Here is a 21,609-nt window from a genome sequence, read left to right on the forward strand (position 1 = left end):
AGACGGTCAGGCGTCAGGATCGACTTCGGGGTGCGTGAACCGCAGTGACTTGCCAAGAGACCGGGCGTAGGCGATCTCGGCTCGGGTGCTGTCTCCGATGTGGTCGCCCACTGCGAGCAGCTCATCAGCGAGCCGGATCTTCGCCCGGTGCAGATCGTAGAGTCGGACCTTCAGCGCCTCGGCCTCGGCAGGATCCGACCGGTGGTCCGACGACGCCGTGCCGGCAGCTGTCCGCGATGGCTTGATTACAGTTGCCCACTCGGCTGAGCTTGAGCCCGAATCCACTGAAGGCGTCGCTCGCTGTGCGCGGGCGCCAGACTACGAGAGGCGCGTCGGAGGTGAGGAGGTTCGGCCTCCGGCCGACCTCCAGTGGCCAGTACCGAGCTCGGAATTCCGGGAGGCAAACCTGGACCGACTGCAACGGCACGGGAAGTGCGTCCTTGCCACCGCAGGGAACCAACCCCCTGGGTGGGACCAACAACCCTTCGACTACGTGGCGTCGGGCCACACCCGACCGACCCGGGTTCAGCATCCCGGTCAAGGCCGGTGTGGTGCGGTCAGGGCTTTGTGGGTCGACGCCAGGATCTTCTCCGACAGCTCTGTTCCCGCCGTGGCCCGGGCAAGCAGGATCGCGCCGACCAGAGTGGCCACCACGGGAAGGCCGTCGTTGGCGTCGGTGGACATCCACGCGGCGAATTCCTCGACTCCGGCTGCGTACGTTTCACGCACCTCCCCAGCTGTGGACTCGCGAGTCGTGTCCCCCGCGAATCCCGCGGTGCGACGACCGGTGCCGGGCTGGTCACGTTGCTCGGTCGAGAGGTAGAAGTCGATGAGGGCGCCGCGCGCGGTGTCGTGATCTCCGTGGGTCGTGTCGAACTCCGCCAGGAGCAGGTCGAGGTCCCCGAAAGCGGCTTGAGCGGCCTCGGCCACACCAGGGCCTCCTTGGAGGGAAACTGCTTGTAGAAGCCACCCGTGGTCAGCCCGATCGACTTCCTGAGATCGGCGACGCTGATGCCGTTCACGCCGCGCTCATCCGCGCGCCCTTGTACGCGAAGAGATCCTGGTTCGTCCGTTCACGCGGGCGGACTCTCGGTCCTCTCGTCCATGGACGGCCGATCCGTCCACCGCACGACGAGAGGATGGGGCGCGACGGATGCTGTCACTGTGGTGGAGGTCGCGGGCTCGGCACTTGTCGGCACCCTCGCCGTGTTCTTCCGCCACCGGGTGCTGCACGCTCGGGCGACCCGCCAGGCACTTGGCCGAGGTGGCGCGGACGGCGGGGCAGGGTGGGCAGGTGTTCCTGACCGAGCGGCGGCGTGGGCGGTACATGCGGCTCACCGTGAGCCGCCGTGGGGGTAAGGGGGACGAGGCCGCGTGACGACTTCGGACCGCTTGCCGCGCGGGCACGGAACACGGAACGGTCGTAGACCCTATCGGGGGGCTACGACCCTCCCGTGCGCGTTGGTTGTGGGGGAGTCCGGACTCAGTGTTCGGCAGCCCCCTCGGGGCGGGCGTGGCGCGGCAGGAGGAAGGAGAGCAGGAAGGTCAGGGCGAGCATCCCGTCGACGATCCAGAGCAGCGTCTGCATGACGGAACCGAAACCGCTGCGGAAGGCCGACGAGGCGGTGGCCTCCAGGGCGGCGGGTATCCGGGCGCCTGCCCCGGAGGTGGTCACCGCGGACCGGGTGTCCTTCTCCAGGAGCGCGCAGGACGCCGGGGTCGCGGCGGGGTCCTTGGCGGTGGCGCGGTCCGAGGCGCAGCGGCGCAGGTCGGCCACGACGTGGTCCTGCGTCGCCGGAGGGACGTGTGCCGCGGTCAGTTGACCCCGCAGGTCGTCCGAGCGGTGGTCGACCGCGCCGGCTATCCCGCCACCCAGCAGACCGAAGAACACGGTGCCGAGGATGGCCACGCCGAAGGCGCCACCGAGCTGCTGCACCGCGGTCATCGTGCCGGACGCGGAGCCGGTCTCGTGCTGTTCGACGCTGGCGAGGACGATGTCGAAGAAGGGCGCCATGAGCAGGCCCATGCCGATGCCGGTGACGAGCAGCGACGGGAGGAGCTGCCAGGGGCCGACGCCGGATCCCACCTGGTCGAGGGTCAGCCAGACACCGAACACGCCGAGCGCCATGACGACCGTGCCCGCCTGGAGCACGGCGCGTCCGAAGCGGACGACACCTTGGGCGATCCCGAAACCGACGATCATGCCGCCGGACCAGGGCACCATCACCAGGCCCGCCTTGAGCGGGGAGTAGCCGAGGCCGATCTGGGTGTAGAGGTTGAACACCAGCATGAAGCCCTGCATGGTCGAGAAGAAGACCAGCCCGAGGACCATGCCGCCGCTGAAGCCACGCTTGCGGAAGAGGCTCGGGACGACGAGCGGGTCCTGGCCGTTCCTGCTGCGGTACGACTCGTACCGGGCGAACACGGCGAAGACGGCGATCGACGCGGCCATCATCACGAACGTCCACACGGGCCAGTCGTACTCACGCCCCTGGACCAGCGGGAAGATGAGCAGCAGTGCGGCCAGCGAGACCAGGAGCATGCCGGGGATGTCGAGGCGTGGCTTGGCCTCGGAGCGTCCCTGCGGCAGGTAGCGCAGGGCACCGAGGATCGCTGCCGCCCCGAGCGGCAGGTTGATCAGGAAGATCATGCGCCAGCCGGTGCCGAAGTAGTCCGCGTCCACGAGCCAGCCCGCCAGGATCGGCCCGCACACCGCGGACAGCCCCATGACCGGACCGAACATGCCGAACGCCTTCTGCGACTCCTTCGGAGGGAACATCTCCTTGATCATGCCGAGGCCCTGCGGCAGCATCACCGCGCCGAACAGGCCCTGCACGATCCGCGCGCCGATCAGCATCTGGGGCGACACGGATATCGCGCAGAGCAGCGAACCCAGCGTGAATCCGGCGGCTCCGACCAGGAACATCCGGCGGCGGCCGTGGATGTCGCCGAGTCGTCCCCCGGTGACGAGCCCGACCGCCATCGACAAGGTGTAGGCGGCGGCCAGCCACTGCAGCGTGGAGGCGCCGCCGCCGAGGTCGGCCCGCATGGAGGGGCCGGCGATGTTCGTGACGACCGCGTCGAGGAGGTCCATCACCTCGGCCGCCAGGATCACGAAGAGCGCGGCCCAGCGCCACCGGTAGGGCGCTGGCGAGTCGATGGGCGTCTCGGTGGACGCGACACCGGTGGTGGACATCGGAACTCCTCGGAAAGGGTCCGCGCGCAGTGAGGATCTGCGGGCGCGGCGGGACGGATGGATGCGACTGCCCGGTTCCCTGGTGGGGGCGGGGGAGACGCGACCGGACGTCGGAGAACACTGTTCACTCTAACAGAACAGTGCTCACCAAGAGAACGGCGTTCATCAAGATATAGCGCAACCTGGTGGCGCGGACAAGATATATCGCGTCTCTCCGGGTGAACGCTGCTCACCCGGAGAGAACAGCGCTCTCCCGGCGCCTAGACTGTCCCCATGACTGACGCGGACGCCGACACCCCCGCACCGCCCCCGCCCTCCCCCTGGGAGCGCGAGCGCCCGGCACCTGCACGTGTCACCCCGGTCCGCACCCCCCTGTCACGCGAACGGGTCGTCGACGCCGCCTTCACCGTGCTCGACCGTCAGGGCCTCGACGGCCTGTCGATGCGTCAGGTCGCGGCCGAACTCGGGGTCACGGTCTCCGCTCTTTACGCCCACGTCAGCTCCAAGGACGACGTCCTGGAGCTCATGTACACCCGGCTCTTCGACGACTTCAAGCCGCCCGAGGCCGACCCGGAGCGCTGGCAGGAGGAGGTGCGCGACTACGCCCTCGAAGGGCGGCGGCGCCTTCTGGCGCACCGGGACATGGCCAGGATCTCCATGGCCCACGTCCCCTTCACCGCCGAACTCCTGCCGCATGTCGAGGCGCTGCTCGGGGTGTTCCGTACCGCAGGACTGCCCGACCGTATCGCGGCCGAGGCCAGTGACCTCATCTCGACGTACATCGACGGGTTCGTCCTGGAGGAGGGCATGTGGCAGGACCGGGCCGCCCAGCAGAGCGCGGACACCTCATCGCCCGCCCGCCCCGACTGGCGTGAGATGGCAGACGAGATGCAGAACTACTTCGCGTCCCTTCCGGCCGCGGACTTCCCCCATCTGCGTGCCCTGGCCGGGGTCATGGTGACGGACTCCTCCGACGAGCGGTTCGACATCGGCCTGGAGATCATCCTGCGCGGCCTCGCGAGCTATCTGCCGGCCGACCCGGCCTGACCGGACAGGCCGCGAATCCGGGTCGGTTGTGCCAGCTCTCGTCGTCCGGTACCGAGGGCACGGGAGCACGACCGCGGCACCGTGGGGGTGTGCGCGACGCCTGTCGTGACCGGTGACTGACAGGCCACATCCGGCCTCTGCTGCGGCTGTTCCGGCCGGGGCGGGCCGTCATCGATCGCCGCCGCCCACCGCAGGCGCCGGCCATGGCCGGGACCTCGTCGAGCAAGGGCGGCGATGGGGTGGTCGCATGAGGCTCGGGAGATCCATCGACCTTCGTGAGTCACGGCTCCGAGGTCTCGGACTCCAGCGCGACCCGGGTCGCTGTGCCGTAGACACCCGACTCGTCCTGGAGTACGACTCGGGTGAGCTGGTAACTACGGACTGCGCTCTCGACCTCGCGGTCGAAGTCGCCGTCGGCGGCGCCGCCGTAGAGACCGACCTGTCGGAGGCGGAGCTGGAGTTCGACCACCTCGGGTCCCTTGTCGCCGAAGCGGAGGACGAGAACCTGCCCGTTTGACGCGCTCGGTGAGGGGGCGGTCGGAGCGCCGGAGGGGGTCCCGGTCGGGACGGTGGAGCCGGTCGCTGTGACCGGGCTTGTGATCGCGGTCGGGGTCGCACCCCGAGAGGAGACCGGGGTCTCGGACGACTGTGCCGGGGACGCCGTCCCGGACGGCGCCGCGGGTGAGGAGGCGTTCCCAGATCGCTGATTCTGCGGAAGGTGCGCACGTGGGCCGCCGGACGCGGAACCGTCCCGCGAGGGACTCTGGTACAGGAAGAGCCCTCCGACCAGTCCTCCCGTCACCAGGACGGCCAAAACGGCTCCGGCCCCTGCGAGCAACACTGCTCGGTGCCTTCGGTGCGGCGGGTCACTGCCGGCCGAGGGCTGCGGGGAGGTTTCGTCGAGGGGTAACGAGGTGGCGGAGCCCGGTCCGAACTCGACCGTGGCGGCGGTCGCGCTACCCAAGTCCTCTAAGGAGCTTGGTTGTTGATGCTTCTCGGCATCCTCCGAAGAGACGGCCGGTTGGCCCGCAGTTGCGTTCGCCGCATCGGGCGCGGAGCCGGCAGGGCGCTCGGGGGTGTCGCCGACCTCCACGAACGGCCGGATGCGCAGCGGGTCGAAGTCCTCTGCGGCCGCTGCCTCCGCCGTACGCGTCTCACGGTGGGCGTCGGACGCGCGGCGCGGGCAGGAGCAGGTGGGAGTGCCGTCCTCCGCACGAGGCACGCCACACTCCGGGCAGACGGGGGCTGGCGGTTCACTCACCCAAGTTCCCTCTCCGTGCAGGCTCCAGAGTTTAGACAGTTCTCCCGCACAGAAAATCCATAAGTCGTGGAATCTGGAATTGGAACGTCCGGAAAGCCGGGAACCTGTTGCTTCACGGGGGAGGCAGGTCAGCCCGAAGGCCCTCTGCGTGAGCCTCGGCAGGGAAACAGTCCGGCGATCGGGTCGGATTCGTTGTTCGGCAGAGGTCCGACCGCCCCGGGCCACTCACCGCCCGCGACGATGGCGATGCCCGTCGGGGCCGGGCCTGGGTGAGCTCCGGCCCTGTCGGGGACCGAACTTTCCCCCGCGCTGGTCATCGCTTGGTCGGAGTGCTCCCGCAGCTGTGACGTAGGCGCGCGCGGCAGGCGCGCGGGATGGGGTCAAGCCGGGTCGGCCGGGGGTTGAGTCGGGATGCCCGGTTTTCCTCGGGAGTTGGGCCTGCCGTCGGCAAACGCGGTTGTGTTCGGGCCGGGTATCCCCGGTTGGCGGCGGCGAGCTGACTCCGGTGCAGTCCGATGAGTTGCCCCGGATCCTCGCAGCGCTGCCACCGCTTCAAGCCTTCGCTCAAGGCCGCGGGGGCCGCCCCGGCCCCGGAAGAGGCCGTCCCCGCCGACATCATCCAGGAATTCCGCAAGCCCCATGCCCTTCACGCCGGTGTCGCTGAGCAGGGCCCACAATGCCTCGGGAACGCAGCGTAGTTCGCTCCGGTCCGCCAGGCCGATGACGAGCATCGGCCTGGCGGCTTCGGTCATGGTGCGTCCGTCCGCGACGATCACGACGGCGTACGGGGCGTGGTGGGGAATCGACGCCAGGATCTGCTCGCTCGTGAGATCAGCGAGCCGCCGGTCATCCACGGACTCTGTGCAGGCCCGGGCCAGTCCACCACCGACCGGGGCCTCGACCGCCGCGCGGACCGCCTGCCAGGCTGAATCGTCGCTGAAGTCGGTACGCAGTAAGGGAGTTCGTTCAGTCTCGACCATCATGGATACATGATGCGGCGCGAGAGCCTTGGCTCGGACACCGACGTGCAAGTAACCCGCTGGTCAGCGGGACTGCAGGACGAACTCGTACTCGGCGTGCAGGTACGGGACTTCGAGCGTGGTGCCGTCGGGCGCGGTACCGGCGGGTCGTTCCGTGAACGGGATGATCAGCGATTCCTTGGTGCCGAAGACGACGTCGGAGTCGAGATAGTCGCTGTCCGCCTGGAACAGATGGGTGATCAGTTTCCGGTGGCCCGGCTCGTCGATCAGGAAGTGGACGTGTGCCGGCCGGAAGTGGCTGATGTCCGTCCTGCGCATCAGGTCGCCGACGGGGCCGTCCATGGGGATGGCGTACCCGCGCGGCGCGATGGTGCGGATGCAGTAGGTGCCGTCCTCGCGGGTGCGGTACTTGGCCCGTAGGCGTGCCTCGTCGATCTCGGGGATCTGGGCCTCGTAGGCGCCTTCCGCGTCGGCCTGCCACACGTCGAGCACGGCGTCCGCCAGTGGCTTGCCCTCGGTGTCGGTCACCCTGCCGGTGAAGAACAGCGGGGTGCCCGGGATGCCGTCCGACATGTCGAAGCCGTGGGGCGCGGTCGGCGAGCCGTCGATGTGGAAAGGACCGAGCACCGTGGCGGGGGTCGCCTGCGGCGTGAACTCGTTGTTCAACTGGACGACCAGCGTGCTCAGTCCGAGCACGTCGGAGGTGAGGATCAGTTCCTGGCGCTTGTCGTCACTGATCCCGCCGGCCGCGGTCAGCCACTGGATCGCGGCCATCCACTCGTCCTCGGTGAGCCGCACCTCACGCGAGAAGGCGTGCAGATGACGGACCAGCGCGGTCATCAGCTCGCCCAGCCGCGGGGAGTGAGCGGTGGCCCACCGCTCGACGGCCAGCTCGGTGATGTTGTCCTCGTCGACGAACACGGTTGCGGCTCCTTGGTCTGGGTGCGGGTGGATGGCGCGACGGCGGGCGTGGGGTCAGTCCTCGCGCCGGTCCTTCGTGAGCGGATCCGAGGCGTAGGGCTCCGGCGGCACCGGGGTGTTGTTGCGGTCGACGGACAGGAAGACGTCCTGCGCGACAGGATGGCGCAGTTCCTCGGCGAGTTGGCCGATCAGGCCTGCGGTACGGGCCAACAGCGCGAATCCGCGCAGCAGTTGGAGCGGGAGGCCGAGGTCCGCGAGGGCGGCGCCGCACACCCCCGCTCCGTTGAGGGGGAGCGTCCGGTGCAGCGCCTTCGGGTGCACCCGGCCGATGGCGGCGAACAGGCTCAGGTGCGGGCCGAAGACGCCCTCTTCCTGAGCGATCCGGATCAGTCTCGGCGTACGGGGGTCGCCCTCCTTGTGTACGTGGTGACCCAGCCCGGGGACGAACTCCCCGGCCGCGCGCCGCCGTTCGACCGTACGCAGCGCGACCGCGTCCCAGCCGGCCTCGTCCGTGGGCAGGTCTCCGTCGAGGGACTCCAGTATGTCGTGCAGGAAGCGGCCGGTGTCCTCGGTGACGCCGAGGAAGCGGGAGCCCCCGCCGAGCAGTCCGGCGGCGAGCGCGCCCTGGACCGAGTCCGGAGCGGAGAGGAAGGTCAGGCGGGTCACGATGGCCGTGGGAGTGAAGCCGTGGTCGGCCAGTGCCGCCAGCACGGCCTCGAAGACCCGTGTCTCACCGGGTGTGGGCCGCCGCTGGGTCGCGAGCCAGAACGCGAGTTCACCGAAGCCGACCGAACCCATGATGTCCTCGGCCAGGTCGTGCCCGAGCAGGGTGATGGTCCTCAGGTCGGCGGCGCCGAGGGCCGTGGGATAGGCGGGGCGCGGTGTCGGCTCAGACATGGTCGGCCTCCTCGGGTCCGGACAGCCAGGTGCGCAACTCCGAGCCGTGTTCGTCGAGTTCGGGTGGTGGCAGACGGTAGGAGGCGGGGGTGGCGGAGAAGCGGATCGGGTGCCGTGTGGTGGGCACCGCGCGGTCGCCCTCGCCCACGGTGACGACCGGGTCGAGTCCGAAGCGGGCTGCCATGGCGAAGCCGCCGTCGATGGTGTTGATCGGCCCGCTCGGCACCCCGGCCTCCACCAGTGCCTCGAACCACTCGGTGGCGCCGCGGGTCTTCAGCCTCTCGGCCAGCAACGGCCGCAGCAGGTCACGGTTGGCGGTGCGGTCGGCGTTGCGCGCGAACCGCGGGTCGTCGGCCACCTCCGGTATGCCGAGGACCTCGCACAGCTTGCGGAACTGGCCGTCGTTGGCGGCCGTCACGATGAGGTCGTTGTCGGCGGTGGGCAGCGGTTCGTAGGGGAAGACGCTGGGGTGGGCGTTGCCCATGCGGTAGGGCACGGTGTCGCCGGCGACGTAGGCCGAGCTGTGGTTGACCAGTCCGGTCAGGGCCGAGGACAGGAGGTTCACCTCGACGAGCTGGCCCGTCCCCGTGGCGTCCCGGTGGCGCAGTGCGGCGAGGATACCGATCGTGGCGTGGTTGCCGGCCATCACGTCGAACACGGAGATCCCGGCCCGGTACGGCGGCCCGTCGGGGTCGCCCGTCAGGCTCATCAGCCCCGAGATGGCCTGCACCATGAGGTCGTAGCCGGGGACGTGTCGGCCCGCTCCGGTGCCGAAGCCGGTGATCGACGTGTAGATCAGTGCGGGGTTGTCCTGCCGGACCGAGTCGTAGTCCAGTCCGTACTTCGCCATGCCACCGGGCTTGAGGTTCTCGATCAGGACGTCCGCCCGGCGGGCGAGGTTCCGGGCGACCTGGGCGTCCTCCTCCTTGCGAAGGTCGAGGGCGATCGAACGCTTCCCCCGGTTGATCCCGAGGTAGTAGGTCGAGACCTCGTCGCGTGTCGGCGGCATCCAGGCGCGGGTGTCGTCGCCGCCCGGTCCCTCGACCTTGACGACGTCGGCCCCCAGGTCGGCGAGCAGCATCGTGGCGTACGGCCCGGCAAGGATCCGTGAGAAGTCCGCGACCAGCACCCCGGCAAGCGGGCCCGCGGTGCCCGGTGGAGTGGGCTTGGCGCTCTGCGACATGAACCTCGCCTCTCTGTCCGTACAACGGACAGTCGTCCGGACAGTGATTCTCCGTCCCGGAGGACAAAGGCGTCAAGACACGATCGCGCCGGACGGCCGGACCGCGTGGGGCGCGGACTCCAGCCGGGCGAAGTCCAGGCTGATCTCGCCGGCGGCCTGGAGGAGGAGCGGCAGATAGTCGTTGAGCAGCACCTCCATCGAGGTCTCGGCGGCGTGCGCGTTCACGTTGACGCTCGCGACGACGTGGCCCGAGCCGTCCCGCAGCGGAGCGGCCACCGAACGGATGCCCCTGGCCAGTTGCTCGTCGGTCACCGCCCAGCCCCGCGCCCGCACCTCCCGCAGCTCCGCCTCCCATTCGGCCCGGCCGGGGTGCCACACCGACTCCAGGCCCGAGCGGCTGGGCTCGGCGACGACCCGGGCCGCCTCGTCGGGCGCGAGCGCGGCCAGCAGCACCTTGCCGAGCGAGGTGGGCAGCGCCGGGAAGCGCGTGCCGATCTGCACGGCGAGGGTCACGATCCTGGGCACCGAGACCCGGGCGACGTAGACGATGTCCGAACCGTCGAGCTGGGCGATCGAGCAGGACTCGTTCGTGCGCTCCACCAGCCACTCCAGGTGCGGGCGGGCCACGTCCCACAGTCCCGTCGAGCGGACGTAGGCGACGCCGAGGTCCAGGACTCGCGGGGTCAGCACGAAACCGCCGGCCTGCTGGCGCACGTAGCCCAGCTCGGTCAGGGTGAGCAGGATCCGACGCGCGGTCGGCCTGGCCAGCCCCGTCGCGCTCGCCACGTCGGACAGCGACATCACCGGCTGCCGCGGCCGGAAGGCGGTGATGACCTCCAGGCCCCGGGCCAGCGCCTCGATGAAATCGGGTCCGGTTCCTTCGCGCGGCATGGTGGCTCCTCTGGTCGCCGTCGGCTTCGCTCCCGGGTGTCCGTTCTACGGACACCCGTAGAGGGCACTCTACGCAGCAGAACAGGCCTCCGTAGCGATGGCTCGGACCCGGCCGTATGGGACCGACCGCAGAGCGGACGGCCAGTGGCATTACCGGGTGGAATTCGGAAACCGCGGAGTATTGACACCGCAGAGCACCCTGACGACGATCGGTCACCAACCGAGAGCCGTCATGCGGACAGTCGTCCGATGTCGAGTGGGAGTTTCAGTGATGAGCCAGTCCACCCCGTTCCAGGCGGGGCGACCCGTCGTCCTGCGCGGCGGCACCGTACTGCCCATGGACCGCACACGTCGGGTGCTGAGCGACACCGACGTGCTCGTGACGGGCGACCGGATCACCGCGGTCGGCCCACGGCTCGCAGTACCGGAGGGGACCGCCGAGATCGACGCGTCCGGCGGCATCGTGATGCCCGGCATGATCGACACGCACCGGCACATGTGGCAGACGGCGATGCGCGGCTACGGCGCCGACTGGACCCTGACCCAGTACTTCGTCTGGTACTACCTCGAACACGGCACCGCGTTCCGGCCCGAGGACGTGCACGCGGGGAACCTCCTGGCCGCCGTCGAGGCGCTGGACGCCGGGGTGACCACGGTCGTCGACTGGTCGCACGGGCTGCAGACGGTCGACCACGCGGACGCGGCGGTGGATGCGCTGCGGGCCGTGCCCGGCCGGTTCGTCCTCGCCTACGGCAACATCCAGCAGGCTCCGGCGGAATGGACCGCGGCACCGCAGTTCCGGGACTTCGTGCGCCGCCGTATCACCGGCGACGACATGCTCGGCTTCCAGATCGCCTTCGACGTCACCGGCGATCCCGCCTTCCCCGAGAAGCCCGCCTTCGAGGTCGCCCGCGACCTGGGTGTCGCCGTCACCACCCACGCCGGAGTCTGGGGCGCCACCAACGACGACGGCATCCGGCTCATGCACGAGCACGGCTTCATGACCCCCGAGACCGTCTACGTCCACGCTTCCACCCTCTCGGTCGACTCCTACCACCGCATCAAGGCCACAGGCGGCTCGGTCTCGGTGTCCACGGAGAGCGAGCAGAGCGCCGGCCAGGGCTATCCCACGACCTGGGCCGTCCGCTCCCACGACATCCCCGTCTCCCTCTCGATGGACACGAGCGTGTGGTGGAGCGGAGACCTGTTCTCCGCCATGCGCACCACCCTCGGCGCCGACCGCGCCCGCGAGCACCTGGAGGCCCACGCCCAGGGCGAGACCGTCACCCACTGCGCGCTGCGCGCCGACCAGGTGGTGGAGTGGGCAACACGCGGCGGTGCCAGGGCACTTGGCCGTGAACACGACCTGGGCAGCATCGAGGAGGGAAAGAAGGCCGACCTCGTCCTGCTGAAGAACGACCACTCACCGGTCTCCTTCCCGCTGCTCAACCCGTACGGCCATGTGGCCTTCCAGGCCCAGCGGGGCGACGTGCACACCGTCATCGTCGACGGCCGGGTGGTCAAGTACGAGCACCGTCTCCTCGACACCGACCTGGCCGCGGTGCGGCGCACCGTCGAGCGGACCGTGGACCATCTGCGGTCGACGATGGGCGAGGAAGCCTGGGCGACGGGCATGAACCCCGACGTCCCCGAGGCCAAGGTCCTCGACAACCCCTACACGTACACCGACTACCGCAGCTCCTCGACACACGGCCGCTGAGGAGGCATGAGGTTCTGCGCCGATGAGTTTCGGGCCGGCGGACGGTCCTGAAGACGTATCCGCCGTCGGCCATGACACAAGGGGCAGAACCTGATGAGCGATCTGAGCGCACTGCTGGTGAAGTACGTCGTCGAGGGAGCCTTTCCCGGAGCGGTCGCCCTGGTGGACCGCTCCGGCGAGGTGGAGGTCGCGGCCGTGGGATCGACCGGGCCCGCGGGCTCGGCGCCGATGCGGGCCGACACCCTGTTCCGGCTGTCCTCGGTCACCAAGCCCGTGACCGCCGCCGCGGTGCTGGCGCTCGTCGATGACGGCGTGCTCGCCCTGGACGCGCCGATCGCGCGCTGGCTGCCGGAACTGGCGTCGCCGAAGGTCGTCCGGACTCCCGCGAGCGCACTGGACGACGTGGTGCCGGCCGTCCGTCCCATCACCGTCGAAGACGTCCTCTCGTCGCGCTCCGGATGGGGCTTTGGGGCCGACTTCAGCGCACCCGCCCTTCAGCCCCTGTTCGCGGACGTGGCCGTGTACAACGGAGGTCCGCGGTCGTCGCTGGGTCCGGACGAGTGGGTCGCCGCCCTCGCCGACATCCCCTTGCTGCGACAGCCCGGAGAGGCGTTCCTGTACAACGCCAGCTCCGACCTGCAAGGCATGCTGGTGGCACGGGCCGCCGGGCGCGAGCTGCCGGAGTTCCTGGCCGAGCGGATCCTCGAACCGCTCGGGATGAAGGACACGGCCTTCGCCGTACCGGCACCGGAATGCGACCGACTCACCCCCTACTACCTGACAGCGTCTGACGGCACCCATACCCTCGCCGACGCAGCCGACGGCGCCTGGTCTATTCCGCCCGCCTTCGCCTCGGGCGCGGGAGGCCTGGTGTCCACCGTCGCGGACTGGCACGCCTTCGGCCGCATGCTGCTGGCCGGCGGCGGCACGGTCCTCTCTCCGGAGTCCGTACGCCTCATGACGACGGATCACCTCACCGCGGACCAGCGCGCCGAGGGCGACCTCTTCCTCCAGGGCCAGGGATGGGGCTATGGCGGCTCGGTCGACGTCACCTCCGCGGAGCTGTGGAACAGCCCCGGCCGCTACGGCTGGGTGGGCGGCACCGGCACCGCCGCGTACATCGACCCGTCGACCGACACGGTCACCGTCCTCTTCACCCCCTGTGGCCTGCCCGGTCCTGCCTTCCCCTCGTGGATGTGCGACTTCTGGACGTACGCCGCGTCCGTCTGAGCGTCCCCTCGGGTCGAGACAGCGCTGACGCTCGCCGTCCGGGAGTCACTCCCGTCCTGTCCCGTTTCTGACGGGATGTCCTGCCGTACGGGATGACCATGCCCTTTTGAGACCGGCCGACCGGACATTCGGGTCGTCCGAACAGGCAGGTGTGAGGGACGACCGGGCAGGAGTCCGCGGACATGTCGCGGTCACCGTGATCCGGCGGCGAAACTCTCTTTCCAAGATCACGACCGCCGGGGTTGCCCGTACAGGGGCTCGCCCCTGCACCCGCGTTCCCGGACCTCCAGCCGGAGCCTCAGGGACGCACGGACGCGGTCCGTGGCATCAGCGAGGGAGAGGCGGACCAGTGAACCGTCCGCCGTTCTCCCCTGACACCGCCAGGTCGGCCGGGCAGAACCTGGGACTGTCGCCCCACCAGGTGACGGAACAGACGAACGCCTACGGAGTTGTCGTCGACGTCACCCTGCTCCAGGCACAGGAGGCCGGTGAGTACCGCTCCACGGAGGACGAGCTGTTCGTCCTCGCGGACGTCCTCTGGTGCCGGACCAAGGACCTGATGGGGATCGAGTCCCCGTGCACCCTGACGGAACTCCTACTGGTACGGCAGTTCAGTACGGACAGGCTGGCCCGATCGATCGGGATGGACACCGCCCAGTACGAGCGGGTCGAGGACACGAACAGCTGGAGCGGAGACGGACGACAGACGTCAGCCCTGCTGCGCGTGCTGGACCTCACCCCCTCCGGCTCGCCCAAGCCGCCGGGCAGCCCGTCGCACCGCAGCCGGCGGTCCCGAGACAGCCGAGGACGACATGGAGTTGTGGCGGATCACGCGGACTCCGCCCGCTGAAAGGTCAGTTGGAGGGGACCGCCGCTGGTCCGGTGTCCGTCGGGCCGGTTCGGCGCGAGCCTCGGCAAGAGGCTCGTTCCCGCTGTGAGACCGTCGTACCGTGCACGAATCCTGGACTCTGGACCACGACGACGGCCCCGGCACCCCCGTCCCCGCCGGAACGGTGACGCAGGCGCTCCGCGCGGGCATCGCCGAGGGCCGCCTGGAGACCTGGTTGACCAGCAGCGCCGGGCGTTCGCTCGCCCTCGTCACCAACGCCCGCCGCGCGATGGTCATGCTGCTCGAAGGCGAGGGCGACCCCGGTGAACACGCAGTCACCCCGGGAGCCGAAGGCTGGAGCGAGGGCTTCGTCCGCACCGGCGGACAGCACGACACCTATCCGGACGCGGACACCGTGCCCCTGACCGAGGCGCTGAGCATCGCGAGCCATATCGTGCGGACGGGGAACTGGCCTTCCTGCGCGACCCGGCTGTCGGACCGCTGACGGGGCCGCGGTCCGGACGAAGCCACCGGGACCGCGTCCTGCCGAGCCGGCCGGCCTGCGGACTCACGCGTCACGTGCGCCGTGCGAACACCCGTGGCCGCGCCCGCAGTTCGGACTACGCGTCGTCACATCCATGCCCCCACCGTGACCCGACCCGTCGTCCAAACCACGCCCACGGCCTTGACTCGACCCGTCGTCCGGCCCCTCGTGCGACCGGGTGGCGCCCCCTGTCCGGTCTTCGCCCGCGTGGCGGTCGGGAGACGGTCGGGCGTCGAGGGGCGGGCTCCGTTGGCGTCGGTGGTCCGCCCGGTCAGGTCGTCGTCGGTGCCGTGGCGGCCTCGCCGTCGTCGCTGCCGCCGGGCCTGGTGCAGGTGACCGTGCCGTCGGCCGTGTACACGGTGACCTCGTGCCGTGCGCCCCCGGCGGCGACGGTCTCGACCTTCCAGACGGTCCGGCCGCGGTGCTCGTCGCGTTCGACGGCGGTGACCGTACCCGGCAGCGACGCCACCCCCGCCTCGGCGGCCCGCACGAGGTGGATCGCCGTACCCGTCACGGCGCTTCGGCGGAAGGGGGACAGGTCGTCGTCCGCGCCCTCGGGGTGGCGGGTGCCGGGGCGCTCGGCGATGTGCCGTGGGGACCGCCGTCGTCGGCGACGGCCGCCGCACTGGATCGACTCGTGCGCCGACAAGGCGTCGGGTTCCCCCTTGGCTGAGGGCGCGACCACGGCACAATCCTGATGCTCGTCGAGACGCTCACCGGTCAACTGCTGTGCCCGGTGGGCGCCTTGAGCTCGGAACCCGCGTCGGGGGCTTCGGGCCCGGTCCTGTGGTGGTCGGTGTCTCGGGCCAGGGAGCTGGGCCACCAGGCCCTGGGGCCGATGTCGATGACCAGGGCGGGCACCAGCAGTGAGCGGACGACGAACGTGTCGAGCAGGACGCCGAAGGCCACGATGAACGCGATCTGGACCAGGAACGCGAGCGGGATCACGGTCAGGGCCGCGAACGTCGCTGCCAGCACGACTCCGGCCGAGGTGATCACTCCGCCGGTGGTGGTCAGCCCACGCAGTACGCCGCGCCGTGTGCCGTGGGTGAGCGACTCTTCCCGTACCCGCGACATCAGGAAGATGTTGTAGTCGACGCCGAGGGCCACCAGGAAGACGAATCCGTACAGCGGCACCGAGGCGTCCGTGCCGCTGAAGCCGAGCAGGTGCTGGAAGACGAGTGCCGACACGCCGAGCGTGGCCAGGAAGTTGAGTGCGACGGTGGCCACCAGCAGGACGGGCACCAAAAGCGAGCGCAGCAGCATCATCAGGATGAGAAGGATGATGCCCAGCACGATGGGCACGATGACGGTGCGGTCGCGGGCGGCGGTCTGCTGGGTGTCGTACTGCTGTGCCGTGTACCCGCCGACCAGAGCGTCGGCCCCGGGCACGGCGTGCACGTTCGCCCGTAGTCGGGCGATGGTCTTCTTGGCCGCGTCGCTGTCCGCCGCGGCCTCCAGGACGGCGTCGATCCGGACGCGCCCGTCGACGACGAGGGGCTCACCGGCACCTGGCCGTCCCGAGGCGGACACCGTGCCGGCTGATGCCACGCCTTCGGTGCGTGTGGCCGTGGCCGTCACCTGAGCGGCTCGGTCGGCCTCGGTGATGATCACTGCGGGATTGCCGGAGCCGCCGGGGAAGTGCCTGCCGAGCGTCTGCTGCGCGGTGACGGAGTCGGCGTGGCCCACGAAGATCTCGTCGAGGGGAACTCCCTTGGCGGACAGGGTCGGTGAGAAGGCCGCGCAGCCGGCCAGGACGAGGGCGGTCACCACCCAGGTCCGTCGCGGTCGCCGGTTCACGACTGCAGCGACCCGTGCCCACACACCGCGTCCCTCGGCTGCTGCTGCGGGCGCGTCGGAGGCCTTCGGCCGGGAGGGCCAGTAGGCGGTACGGCCCAGCAGCGCCAGCACGGCTGGCAGGAAGGTGAGTGCGGAGAGCGCGGCGCACACGATGCCGATGGCACCGACGGGACCGAGGGCGCGGTTGTTGGTGAGATCGCTGGCGAGCAGGGCCAGCAGTCCGAGCGCCACGGTGGCGGCGCTCGCCGTGATCGCACCGAACGAGCGGCGCAGCGCGGTCACGGCAGCAGCGGTTGGGTTGTCGTGCCGGGCGATCTCTTCCCGGAAGCGGGCGACCAGCAGGAGGGCGTAGTCGGTGGCGGCGCCGATCACGAGGATCGACAGAATGCCCTGCACCTGCCCGTCCACCCTGACGATGCCCCGGTCCGCGAGCGCGTAGACGACGGCACATGCCAGCCCGAGGGCGAACACGGCCCCGATGATGATCAGGAACGGTAGGAGGACGCTCCGGTAGACGAGCAGCAGAATCAGCAGGACGGCGCCGAGCGCCACGCCCAGCAGCAGTCCGTCGATGCCGGCGAACGCGTTCGACAGATCGGCCTGGCTCGCAGCTGGTCCCGCGATCTGTGCCGTGGCGCCCGGCACCCCCCGGACCGCCTCACGCACCTTGCCGAGGACCTTCGGAAGGTCCTTACCGAGGTCGGGCCTCAGCTGCACGACGGACTGCATGGCCTGTCCGTCGTCGGAGAGGAGTGCGGGGGAGGGGCGGCCCACGATCCCGGGCTGTTCGGCGAGTGTGTCCACGACGCGGGTGGCGGTGGTCTGTTGGGCCTTGCTGAAGCGGTTCCCGTGTGCGGTCCAGATCACGACGGCCGGCAGGGTCTCGGACTGGTCGAACGCCTCCCGGGCCCTGAGCGCCCGGGTCGACTCGGCGCTCTGCGGGAGGAAGGCGGCCTGGTCGTTGGTTGCCACCTCGCCCAGTTTTCCGGCGTAGGGGCCGAGCGTTCCGCCCACGCCCAGCCAGACGAGGAGCAGGACGACGGGTACGAGCCACCGGGCCCGACGCGGAGTGGTGCGCATGAACATCCTCAAACGGCAGAGACAGTAAGTCACTCATCAAGAATCTCAATGATTGAGAGAACATATACTGGTGTCATGCCCGTCAACAACACCTCGTCGATCTCTCCCAAAGACGACCCGACGGGACTGCAGAACTTCGCTGTGCTCCTGCGCGCGATGAACGCCGAGTTCAACCGCATAGCCCACGACTTCGCGCAGGCACAGGGGTTGCACCTCACGGACGTACTGGCACTCATCGCGATCCTGGACGCCGACGCCGAGGACGGACCCATGACGCCCGGCCGACTGCGCGAGCGGCTCAGCCTCACGTCAGGCGCGGTGACCGCCTGCATCGACCGCCTGGAGAAGGCGGGCCATATCCAGCGTGTCCGAGCGGTCGACGACCGTCGCGTGGTGCACCTGCACTACGCGACGGCGGGCCGACGGGTGGCAGCCGACTACTTCCGGCCGTTGGCCCGGAGCACCGCTGCCGCGTGCGAGCGCTTCACCACCGACGAACTGGCCGTCGTTGTCCGTTTCCTCGCCGAGATGAACCGGGAACTCGCGCTGCTGAGCCGCTGAACGGCTGCTACCGCGCTTCGTCCACCAGGCCCGGTTCCTCTGACGAACCGTCGGATCGCGCGCCAGGACGACGCACACCTGGCGCCTGTTCAACTGAGTCGTGTGCAGCGGCTCCTCCACCGGATCGGACCTTCACCGGTGAGGCCCAGTCGGTCACGAGGATGCGCGCGTCCAGCCGGCGGGGGCTGCCACCTCCCGTACGTTGTCTCGCGTGCAACTCGCCATCGCGGCTCCGGTCAAGCCGGTGCGTCGAGTGGGTCGGGATGTCCCACCGGCACTCTCATGTCCGGCCGGGGCACAAACCGTTTCCTTGCCGTCGCGGTCCTTCATCCAGCTCCAGGAGCCCTCGACTGCGGGGGACGCGGTGACCTTGAGCTTCCGTTCCGCCGCTGTCTTGTCGCTGATCGGCTTGCTGAAGGTGATCGAGACCGGCATCGCGACGCCGACCTTCATGCCCTTGTCGGGGTAGTACTCGCCGACGAAGGTGTTCTTGGCCGCCTCGGTGGTGAAGGAGGCGGTCTTGTTGAGGGCGGACCCGCCGGACGCCTTGCCATTGGCCGTCACCGTGTAGGTGGCGCCCGGGGCGAGCGGTGTCGTGGACGTCCACACGGACTTGTCCTTCGACCAGGTGCCGGAGAGTGTGCCCGGGCCAGGGGATGTGACCTCGACGGTGGAGAGGGAGCCGCCCTGGGCGCGCACGGTGACCTTCCGGCCGACCGGCACCTGCGCATCGCCGTCGCCGGGTGCCATGGCTATCGCGGCCGGTCCGCCGTTCTTGCCGTCGCCGGCCGCCGAGTCCGAGCCGCTTTCCGCCTTGCCGCCACCGGAGCTGCATGCGGCGAGGGCGGCGACGGTGGCCGAGGCGAGCGCGAGCGATCGCGCGGTACGGCTGACCGGCCGTGCTGTCGGGCGCTGTCCCATGATGCTTCCCCTTCTGTACCTAATGATCTAAGTATGTTCGTAGATGATCGACGAGCTCGATCGGTTCCCGCGCGTCGGGGTGCTGCCGGTGCCGATTGCGGTGTGTGTCAGACTTCTTCGGCGGCTACTAAAATTTTTCGTAGTCTCGCCGATTCTTCCGTGCAAGGCGAAATCACTACGAGAGATTCCGAGACTCGGGCCGGGGGCCCAAGGGTGAGCGTCCGGGTACCCCCTGGGGGTAGGATGCCGACTCCGGCGATCGGTACCCGCGACACAGGTGGAGATCATGGCGATACGGACAGCGTGCAGCGGAGGCGCCACAGCCGTCCGCTGGACGTACGGGGTGTTCCTCACCCTCTGCGTCGCGCTGGCCGTGCTCGTCCACCACGAGACGGCCGCGATGGGAACGTCGTCGTCCATGTCGGGGTCGGTCCATACCGGGCACGGGATGCCGGGTTCTGCCCAGGCCGTACACGTGATGGGCGGCGATGAGGCGACGTCGGTCCCGGGCGACTCCCCGCACGACGTCGAAGACGGCGGGTGCGCCATGCCCGGCATGCAGCACTGCACCTCGGCGAGCGTCGACACCGTGCAGCTCGCCGTACCGAGCCAGCGCTCGTTCGACGCTCTGGTGAACCTGCGTCAGGCCGCGGCGGGACGCACACCCGCCGCCGCGGTCGGCCGTGCTCCGCCCGATCTCTCCGTCCTCTCTCGACTGCGTCTGTAGGCCGCGCCGGACGGCGCACGATGTGCCGTTCCTCCGTGACCACATCGGCAGTTACGAAACAGAGGACACAACGCAATGAACAGCATCAACCGACGCTCCGTCCTGTTCACCGGCCTGGGAGTCGCCGGAGCGGGCGTACTTGCCGCCTGTAGCGGTGGCTCCGGCTCCGGCGGCGGCAGCGCCTTGGTCAGCCCCACCGCCTCGGCCGTCACCGCCGCCGACATGAAGCGCAAAGCCACGGGACGGCGGAAGAAGGTCACCCTGACCGCGGCACCCGCGATGATCGACCTGGGCGGCGGGGTCATGCCCAGGACCTGGGCCTTCGACGGCCGCACCCCCGGCAAGGAGGTCCGCCTCTCCGCCGGTGACACTCTTGTCGCCGAGCTGTCCAACCAGCTCCCGAACAAGACCACCACGTCGATCCACTGGCACGGCATCGCGCTGCGCAACGACATGGACGGAGTGCCGCCCGCCGTCCAGACCGCCGTACAGGCCGGCTCCACCTTCACCTACTCGTTCATCGCCCCCGACCCCGGCACGTACTTCTTCCACCCGCACGTCGGCGTTCAGCTCGACCGGGGCCTGTACGCCCCGCTGATCGTCGAGGACCCCAAGGAGCCGCTGTCGTACGACGACGAGTGGGTCGTCCTCCTCGACGACTGGCTGGACGGCGTCACCGGCACCCCCGACGATGCCTTCGCCGAACTCAGGCGCGGCATGGCCGGCATGGGTGACATGAGCGGCATGGACATGGACAGCAGCCCGAGCCGCGGCAGTTCGGATACCGGCATGGGCGATATGGGGGACATGGGCGGGATGGACATGGGTGGTTCCGCCTCCCCGTCCGCCTCGGCCTCCTCGTCCGGCGACATGTCCAAGAACTTCATGCTCGCGGGCGCCACCAGCAGGCTGCTCGGCGGCGACGCCGGCGACGTGAAGTACCCGCACCACTTGATCAACGGCCGGGTGGCCGCCGACCCCGACGTCTACACCGGCCAGCCCGGCAAGAAGGTACGTCTGCGGATCATCAATGCCGGCTCGGACACCGCTTATCGGGTCGCCCTCGGCGGCCACAGGCTGACGATCACCCACACCGACGGCTTCCCGGTCCAGCACCAGGAGGTGGACGCCCTGCTGGTCGGCATGGGGGAGCGGTACGACGTCCTCGTCACCCTCGGTGACGGCGTCTTCCCCCTCGTCGCTCTGGCCGAGGGCAAGAACGCGAGCGGCCTGGCGCTGGTGCGTACGGGCTCCGGGAGCAAGCCGTCTGCGACGGTCCGCCCGAGGGAACTCAGCGGCATGATCATGACGGCGTCCCAGCTGCAGGCCGCCGACGACGTGCGGCTCAAGTCCGCCAAGACCGACGTCACGCACCAGATCAAGCTGACCGGCAACATGATGAAGTACAACTGGTCCATCAACGGCAAGCAGTTCGACATGGCGAAGCCCGAGGCGCACCCGATCGTCATCGAGGAGGGGCAGCGCGTACGGCTCGACTTCGTCAACACGACCGAGATGTGGCACCCGATGCACCTGCACGGCCACACGTACCAGCTCGGTGCCACCGGCCCGCGCAAGGACACCGCGATCGTGCTGCCCAAGAAGACGGTGTCCGTGTTCCTCGACGCCGACAACCCGGGTCAGTGGATGCTGCACTGCCACAACGCGTACCACGGTGAGGCCGGGATGATGGCGAACGTCGCCTACAAGGCCTGACGCTCTCCGGTCATCGCCTGGGTGCGCTCATCGGTTCGCGGTGGGCGCGCCCGCACCGGTGCGCATACGAAGGCCGGGCCCGGGAGGCGGGCGTGAAATCCCTCT

The 21,609-nt window shown here is 69.7% G+C and carries 19 protein-coding genes and 2 pseudogenes; 8 read left to right on the forward strand and 13 right to left on the reverse strand.

Translation table 11 applies throughout. From position 1 onward, the window contains the following. Positions 1-6: 6 nt before the first annotated feature. The 4 genes and pseudogenes from AB0I51_RS12515 to AB0I51_RS12530 all read right to left on the reverse strand — a co-directional run. Positions 7-198 (reverse strand): annotated as a pseudogene (locus AB0I51_RS12515) (hypothetical protein); the annotation flags it as partial. Between the two features lie 339 nt (positions 199-537). Continuing rightward, a complete protein-coding gene (locus AB0I51_RS12520) occupies positions 538-930 on the reverse strand; it encodes a TetR/AcrR family transcriptional regulator (RefSeq protein WP_362974217.1) in 393 nt (130 codons plus the stop codon). A 47-nt stretch (positions 931-977) separates the two neighbouring features. Then, positions 978-1,022, reverse strand: a pseudogene (locus tag AB0I51_RS12525) (hypothetical protein); the annotation flags it as partial. A gap of 461 nt (positions 1,023-1,483) precedes the next feature. Continuing rightward, positions 1,484-3,196, reverse strand: coding sequence for an MFS transporter (locus tag AB0I51_RS12530; protein ID WP_362974114.1), 1,713 nt, complete (start codon positions 3,194-3,196; stop codon positions 1,484-1,486). A gap of 273 nt (positions 3,197-3,469) precedes the next feature. Here AB0I51_RS12530 and AB0I51_RS12535 point away from each other — a divergent pair, with 273 nt between their 5' ends. Continuing rightward, positions 3,470-4,243 (forward strand): TetR/AcrR family transcriptional regulator, encoded by a 774-nt coding sequence (locus tag AB0I51_RS12535; RefSeq protein WP_362974116.1) that lies wholly within the window; start codon positions 3,470-3,472, stop codon positions 4,241-4,243. 280 nt (positions 4,244-4,523) lie between these two features. Here the strand turns inward: AB0I51_RS12535 and AB0I51_RS12540 are convergent, their stop codons facing one another. The 6 genes from AB0I51_RS12540 to AB0I51_RS12565 all read right to left on the reverse strand — a co-directional run bounded on the left by AB0I51_RS12540 (position 4,524) and on the right by AB0I51_RS12565 (position 10,376). Further along, the gene (locus tag AB0I51_RS12540; protein ID WP_362974118.1) at positions 4,524-4,712 is read right to left on the reverse strand and encodes a peptidoglycan-binding domain-containing protein; all 189 of its coding nucleotides are present in this window, start codon (positions 4,710-4,712) and stop codon (positions 4,524-4,526) included. 1,172 nt (positions 4,713-5,884) lie between these two features. Continuing rightward, positions 5,885-6,487 carry a hypothetical protein gene (locus AB0I51_RS12545; RefSeq protein ID WP_362974120.1) on the reverse strand — a complete coding sequence of 201 codons (603 nt, stop codon included), beginning with the start codon at positions 6,485-6,487 and terminating at the stop codon, positions 5,885-5,887. Positions 6,488-6,547: 60 nt separating this feature from the next. Beyond that, on the reverse strand, positions 6,548-7,405 hold the full coding sequence (locus tag AB0I51_RS12550) for a dioxygenase (RefSeq protein ID WP_362974122.1): 858 nt from the start codon (positions 7,403-7,405) through the stop codon (positions 6,548-6,550). A gap of 54 nt (positions 7,406-7,459) precedes the next feature. Then, positions 7,460-8,302, reverse strand: a complete 843-nt coding sequence (locus AB0I51_RS12555) for a citryl-CoA lyase (protein ID WP_362974124.1) — start codon at positions 8,300-8,302, stop codon at positions 7,460-7,462. After that, the gene (locus tag AB0I51_RS12560; protein ID WP_362974126.1) at positions 8,295-9,485 is read right to left on the reverse strand and encodes a CoA transferase; all 1,191 of its coding nucleotides are present in this window, start codon (positions 9,483-9,485) and stop codon (positions 8,295-8,297) included. The genes AB0I51_RS12555 and AB0I51_RS12560 overlap by 8 nt, the downstream gene beginning before the upstream one ends. Before the next feature lie 72 nt (positions 9,486-9,557). Then, positions 9,558-10,376, reverse strand: coding sequence for an IclR family transcriptional regulator C-terminal domain-containing protein (locus AB0I51_RS12565; RefSeq protein WP_362974128.1), 819 nt, complete (start codon positions 10,374-10,376; stop codon positions 9,558-9,560). Between the two features lie 271 nt (positions 10,377-10,647). On the opposite strand from AB0I51_RS12565, the gene AB0I51_RS12570 reads away from it, so the two are divergent. The 4 genes from AB0I51_RS12570 to AB0I51_RS12585 all read left to right on the forward strand — a co-directional run bounded on the left by AB0I51_RS12570 (position 10,648) and on the right by AB0I51_RS12585 (position 14,660). Beyond that, positions 10,648-12,096, forward strand: a complete 1,449-nt coding sequence (locus tag AB0I51_RS12570; protein ID WP_362974130.1) for an amidohydrolase family protein — start codon at positions 10,648-10,650, stop codon at positions 12,094-12,096. A 93-nt stretch (positions 12,097-12,189) separates the two neighbouring features. Next, complete coding sequence (locus AB0I51_RS12575) at positions 12,190-13,326, forward strand: serine hydrolase domain-containing protein (protein ID WP_362974132.1); 1,137 nt, start codon at positions 12,190-12,192, stop codon at positions 13,324-13,326. Between the two features lie 349 nt (positions 13,327-13,675). Further along, positions 13,676-14,176: an XRE family transcriptional regulator gene (locus tag AB0I51_RS12580; protein WP_362974134.1), complete on the forward strand. Its 501-nt coding sequence runs from the start codon at positions 13,676-13,678 to the stop codon at positions 14,174-14,176. 100 nt (positions 14,177-14,276) lie between these two features. Beyond that, positions 14,277-14,660 carry a hypothetical protein gene (locus tag AB0I51_RS12585; protein ID WP_362974136.1) on the forward strand — a complete coding sequence of 128 codons (384 nt, stop codon included), beginning with the start codon at positions 14,277-14,279 and terminating at the stop codon, positions 14,658-14,660. A 310-nt stretch (positions 14,661-14,970) separates the two neighbouring features. Here AB0I51_RS12585 and AB0I51_RS12590 read toward each other — a convergent pair whose 3' ends face one another. Next, positions 14,971-15,384 (reverse strand): hypothetical protein, encoded by a 414-nt coding sequence (locus AB0I51_RS12590; protein WP_362974138.1) that lies wholly within the window; start codon positions 15,382-15,384, stop codon positions 14,971-14,973. Positions 15,385-15,419: 35 nt separating this feature from the next. Beyond that, positions 15,420-17,579: an MMPL family transporter gene (locus AB0I51_RS12595; RefSeq protein WP_362974140.1), complete on the reverse strand. Its 2,160-nt coding sequence runs from the start codon at positions 17,577-17,579 to the stop codon at positions 15,420-15,422. A 75-nt stretch (positions 17,580-17,654) separates the two neighbouring features. Here AB0I51_RS12595 and AB0I51_RS12600 point away from each other — a divergent pair, with 75 nt between their 5' ends. Continuing rightward, on the forward strand, positions 17,655-18,140 hold the full coding sequence (locus tag AB0I51_RS12600; RefSeq protein WP_362974142.1) for a MarR family transcriptional regulator: 486 nt from the start codon (positions 17,655-17,657) through the stop codon (positions 18,138-18,140). A gap of 153 nt (positions 18,141-18,293) precedes the next feature. On the opposite strand, the gene AB0I51_RS12605 is transcribed toward AB0I51_RS12600, so the two are convergent. After that, the gene (locus AB0I51_RS12605; protein WP_362974144.1) at positions 18,294-19,061 is read right to left on the reverse strand and encodes an Ig-like domain-containing protein; all 768 of its coding nucleotides are present in this window, start codon (positions 19,059-19,061) and stop codon (positions 18,294-18,296) included. Between the two features lie 286 nt (positions 19,062-19,347). Here AB0I51_RS12605 and AB0I51_RS12610 point away from each other — a divergent pair, with 286 nt between their 5' ends. Together AB0I51_RS12610 and AB0I51_RS12615 are read left to right on the forward strand one after the other, a co-directional pair. Next, entirely contained in the window at positions 19,348-19,788 is a 441-nt protein-coding gene (locus AB0I51_RS12610; RefSeq protein WP_362974146.1) for a hypothetical protein, read from the forward strand. A gap of 75 nt (positions 19,789-19,863) precedes the next feature. Beyond that, positions 19,864-21,504: a multicopper oxidase family protein gene (locus AB0I51_RS12615; RefSeq protein WP_362974148.1), complete on the forward strand. Its 1,641-nt coding sequence runs from the start codon at positions 19,864-19,866 to the stop codon at positions 21,502-21,504. The last annotated feature ends 105 nt before the right edge of the window (positions 21,505-21,609 follow it).

It is taken from the genome of Streptomyces sp. NPDC050549 (assembly GCF_040655035.1).
Classification (GTDB): domain Bacteria; phylum Actinomycetota; class Actinomycetes; order Streptomycetales; family Streptomycetaceae; genus Streptomyces.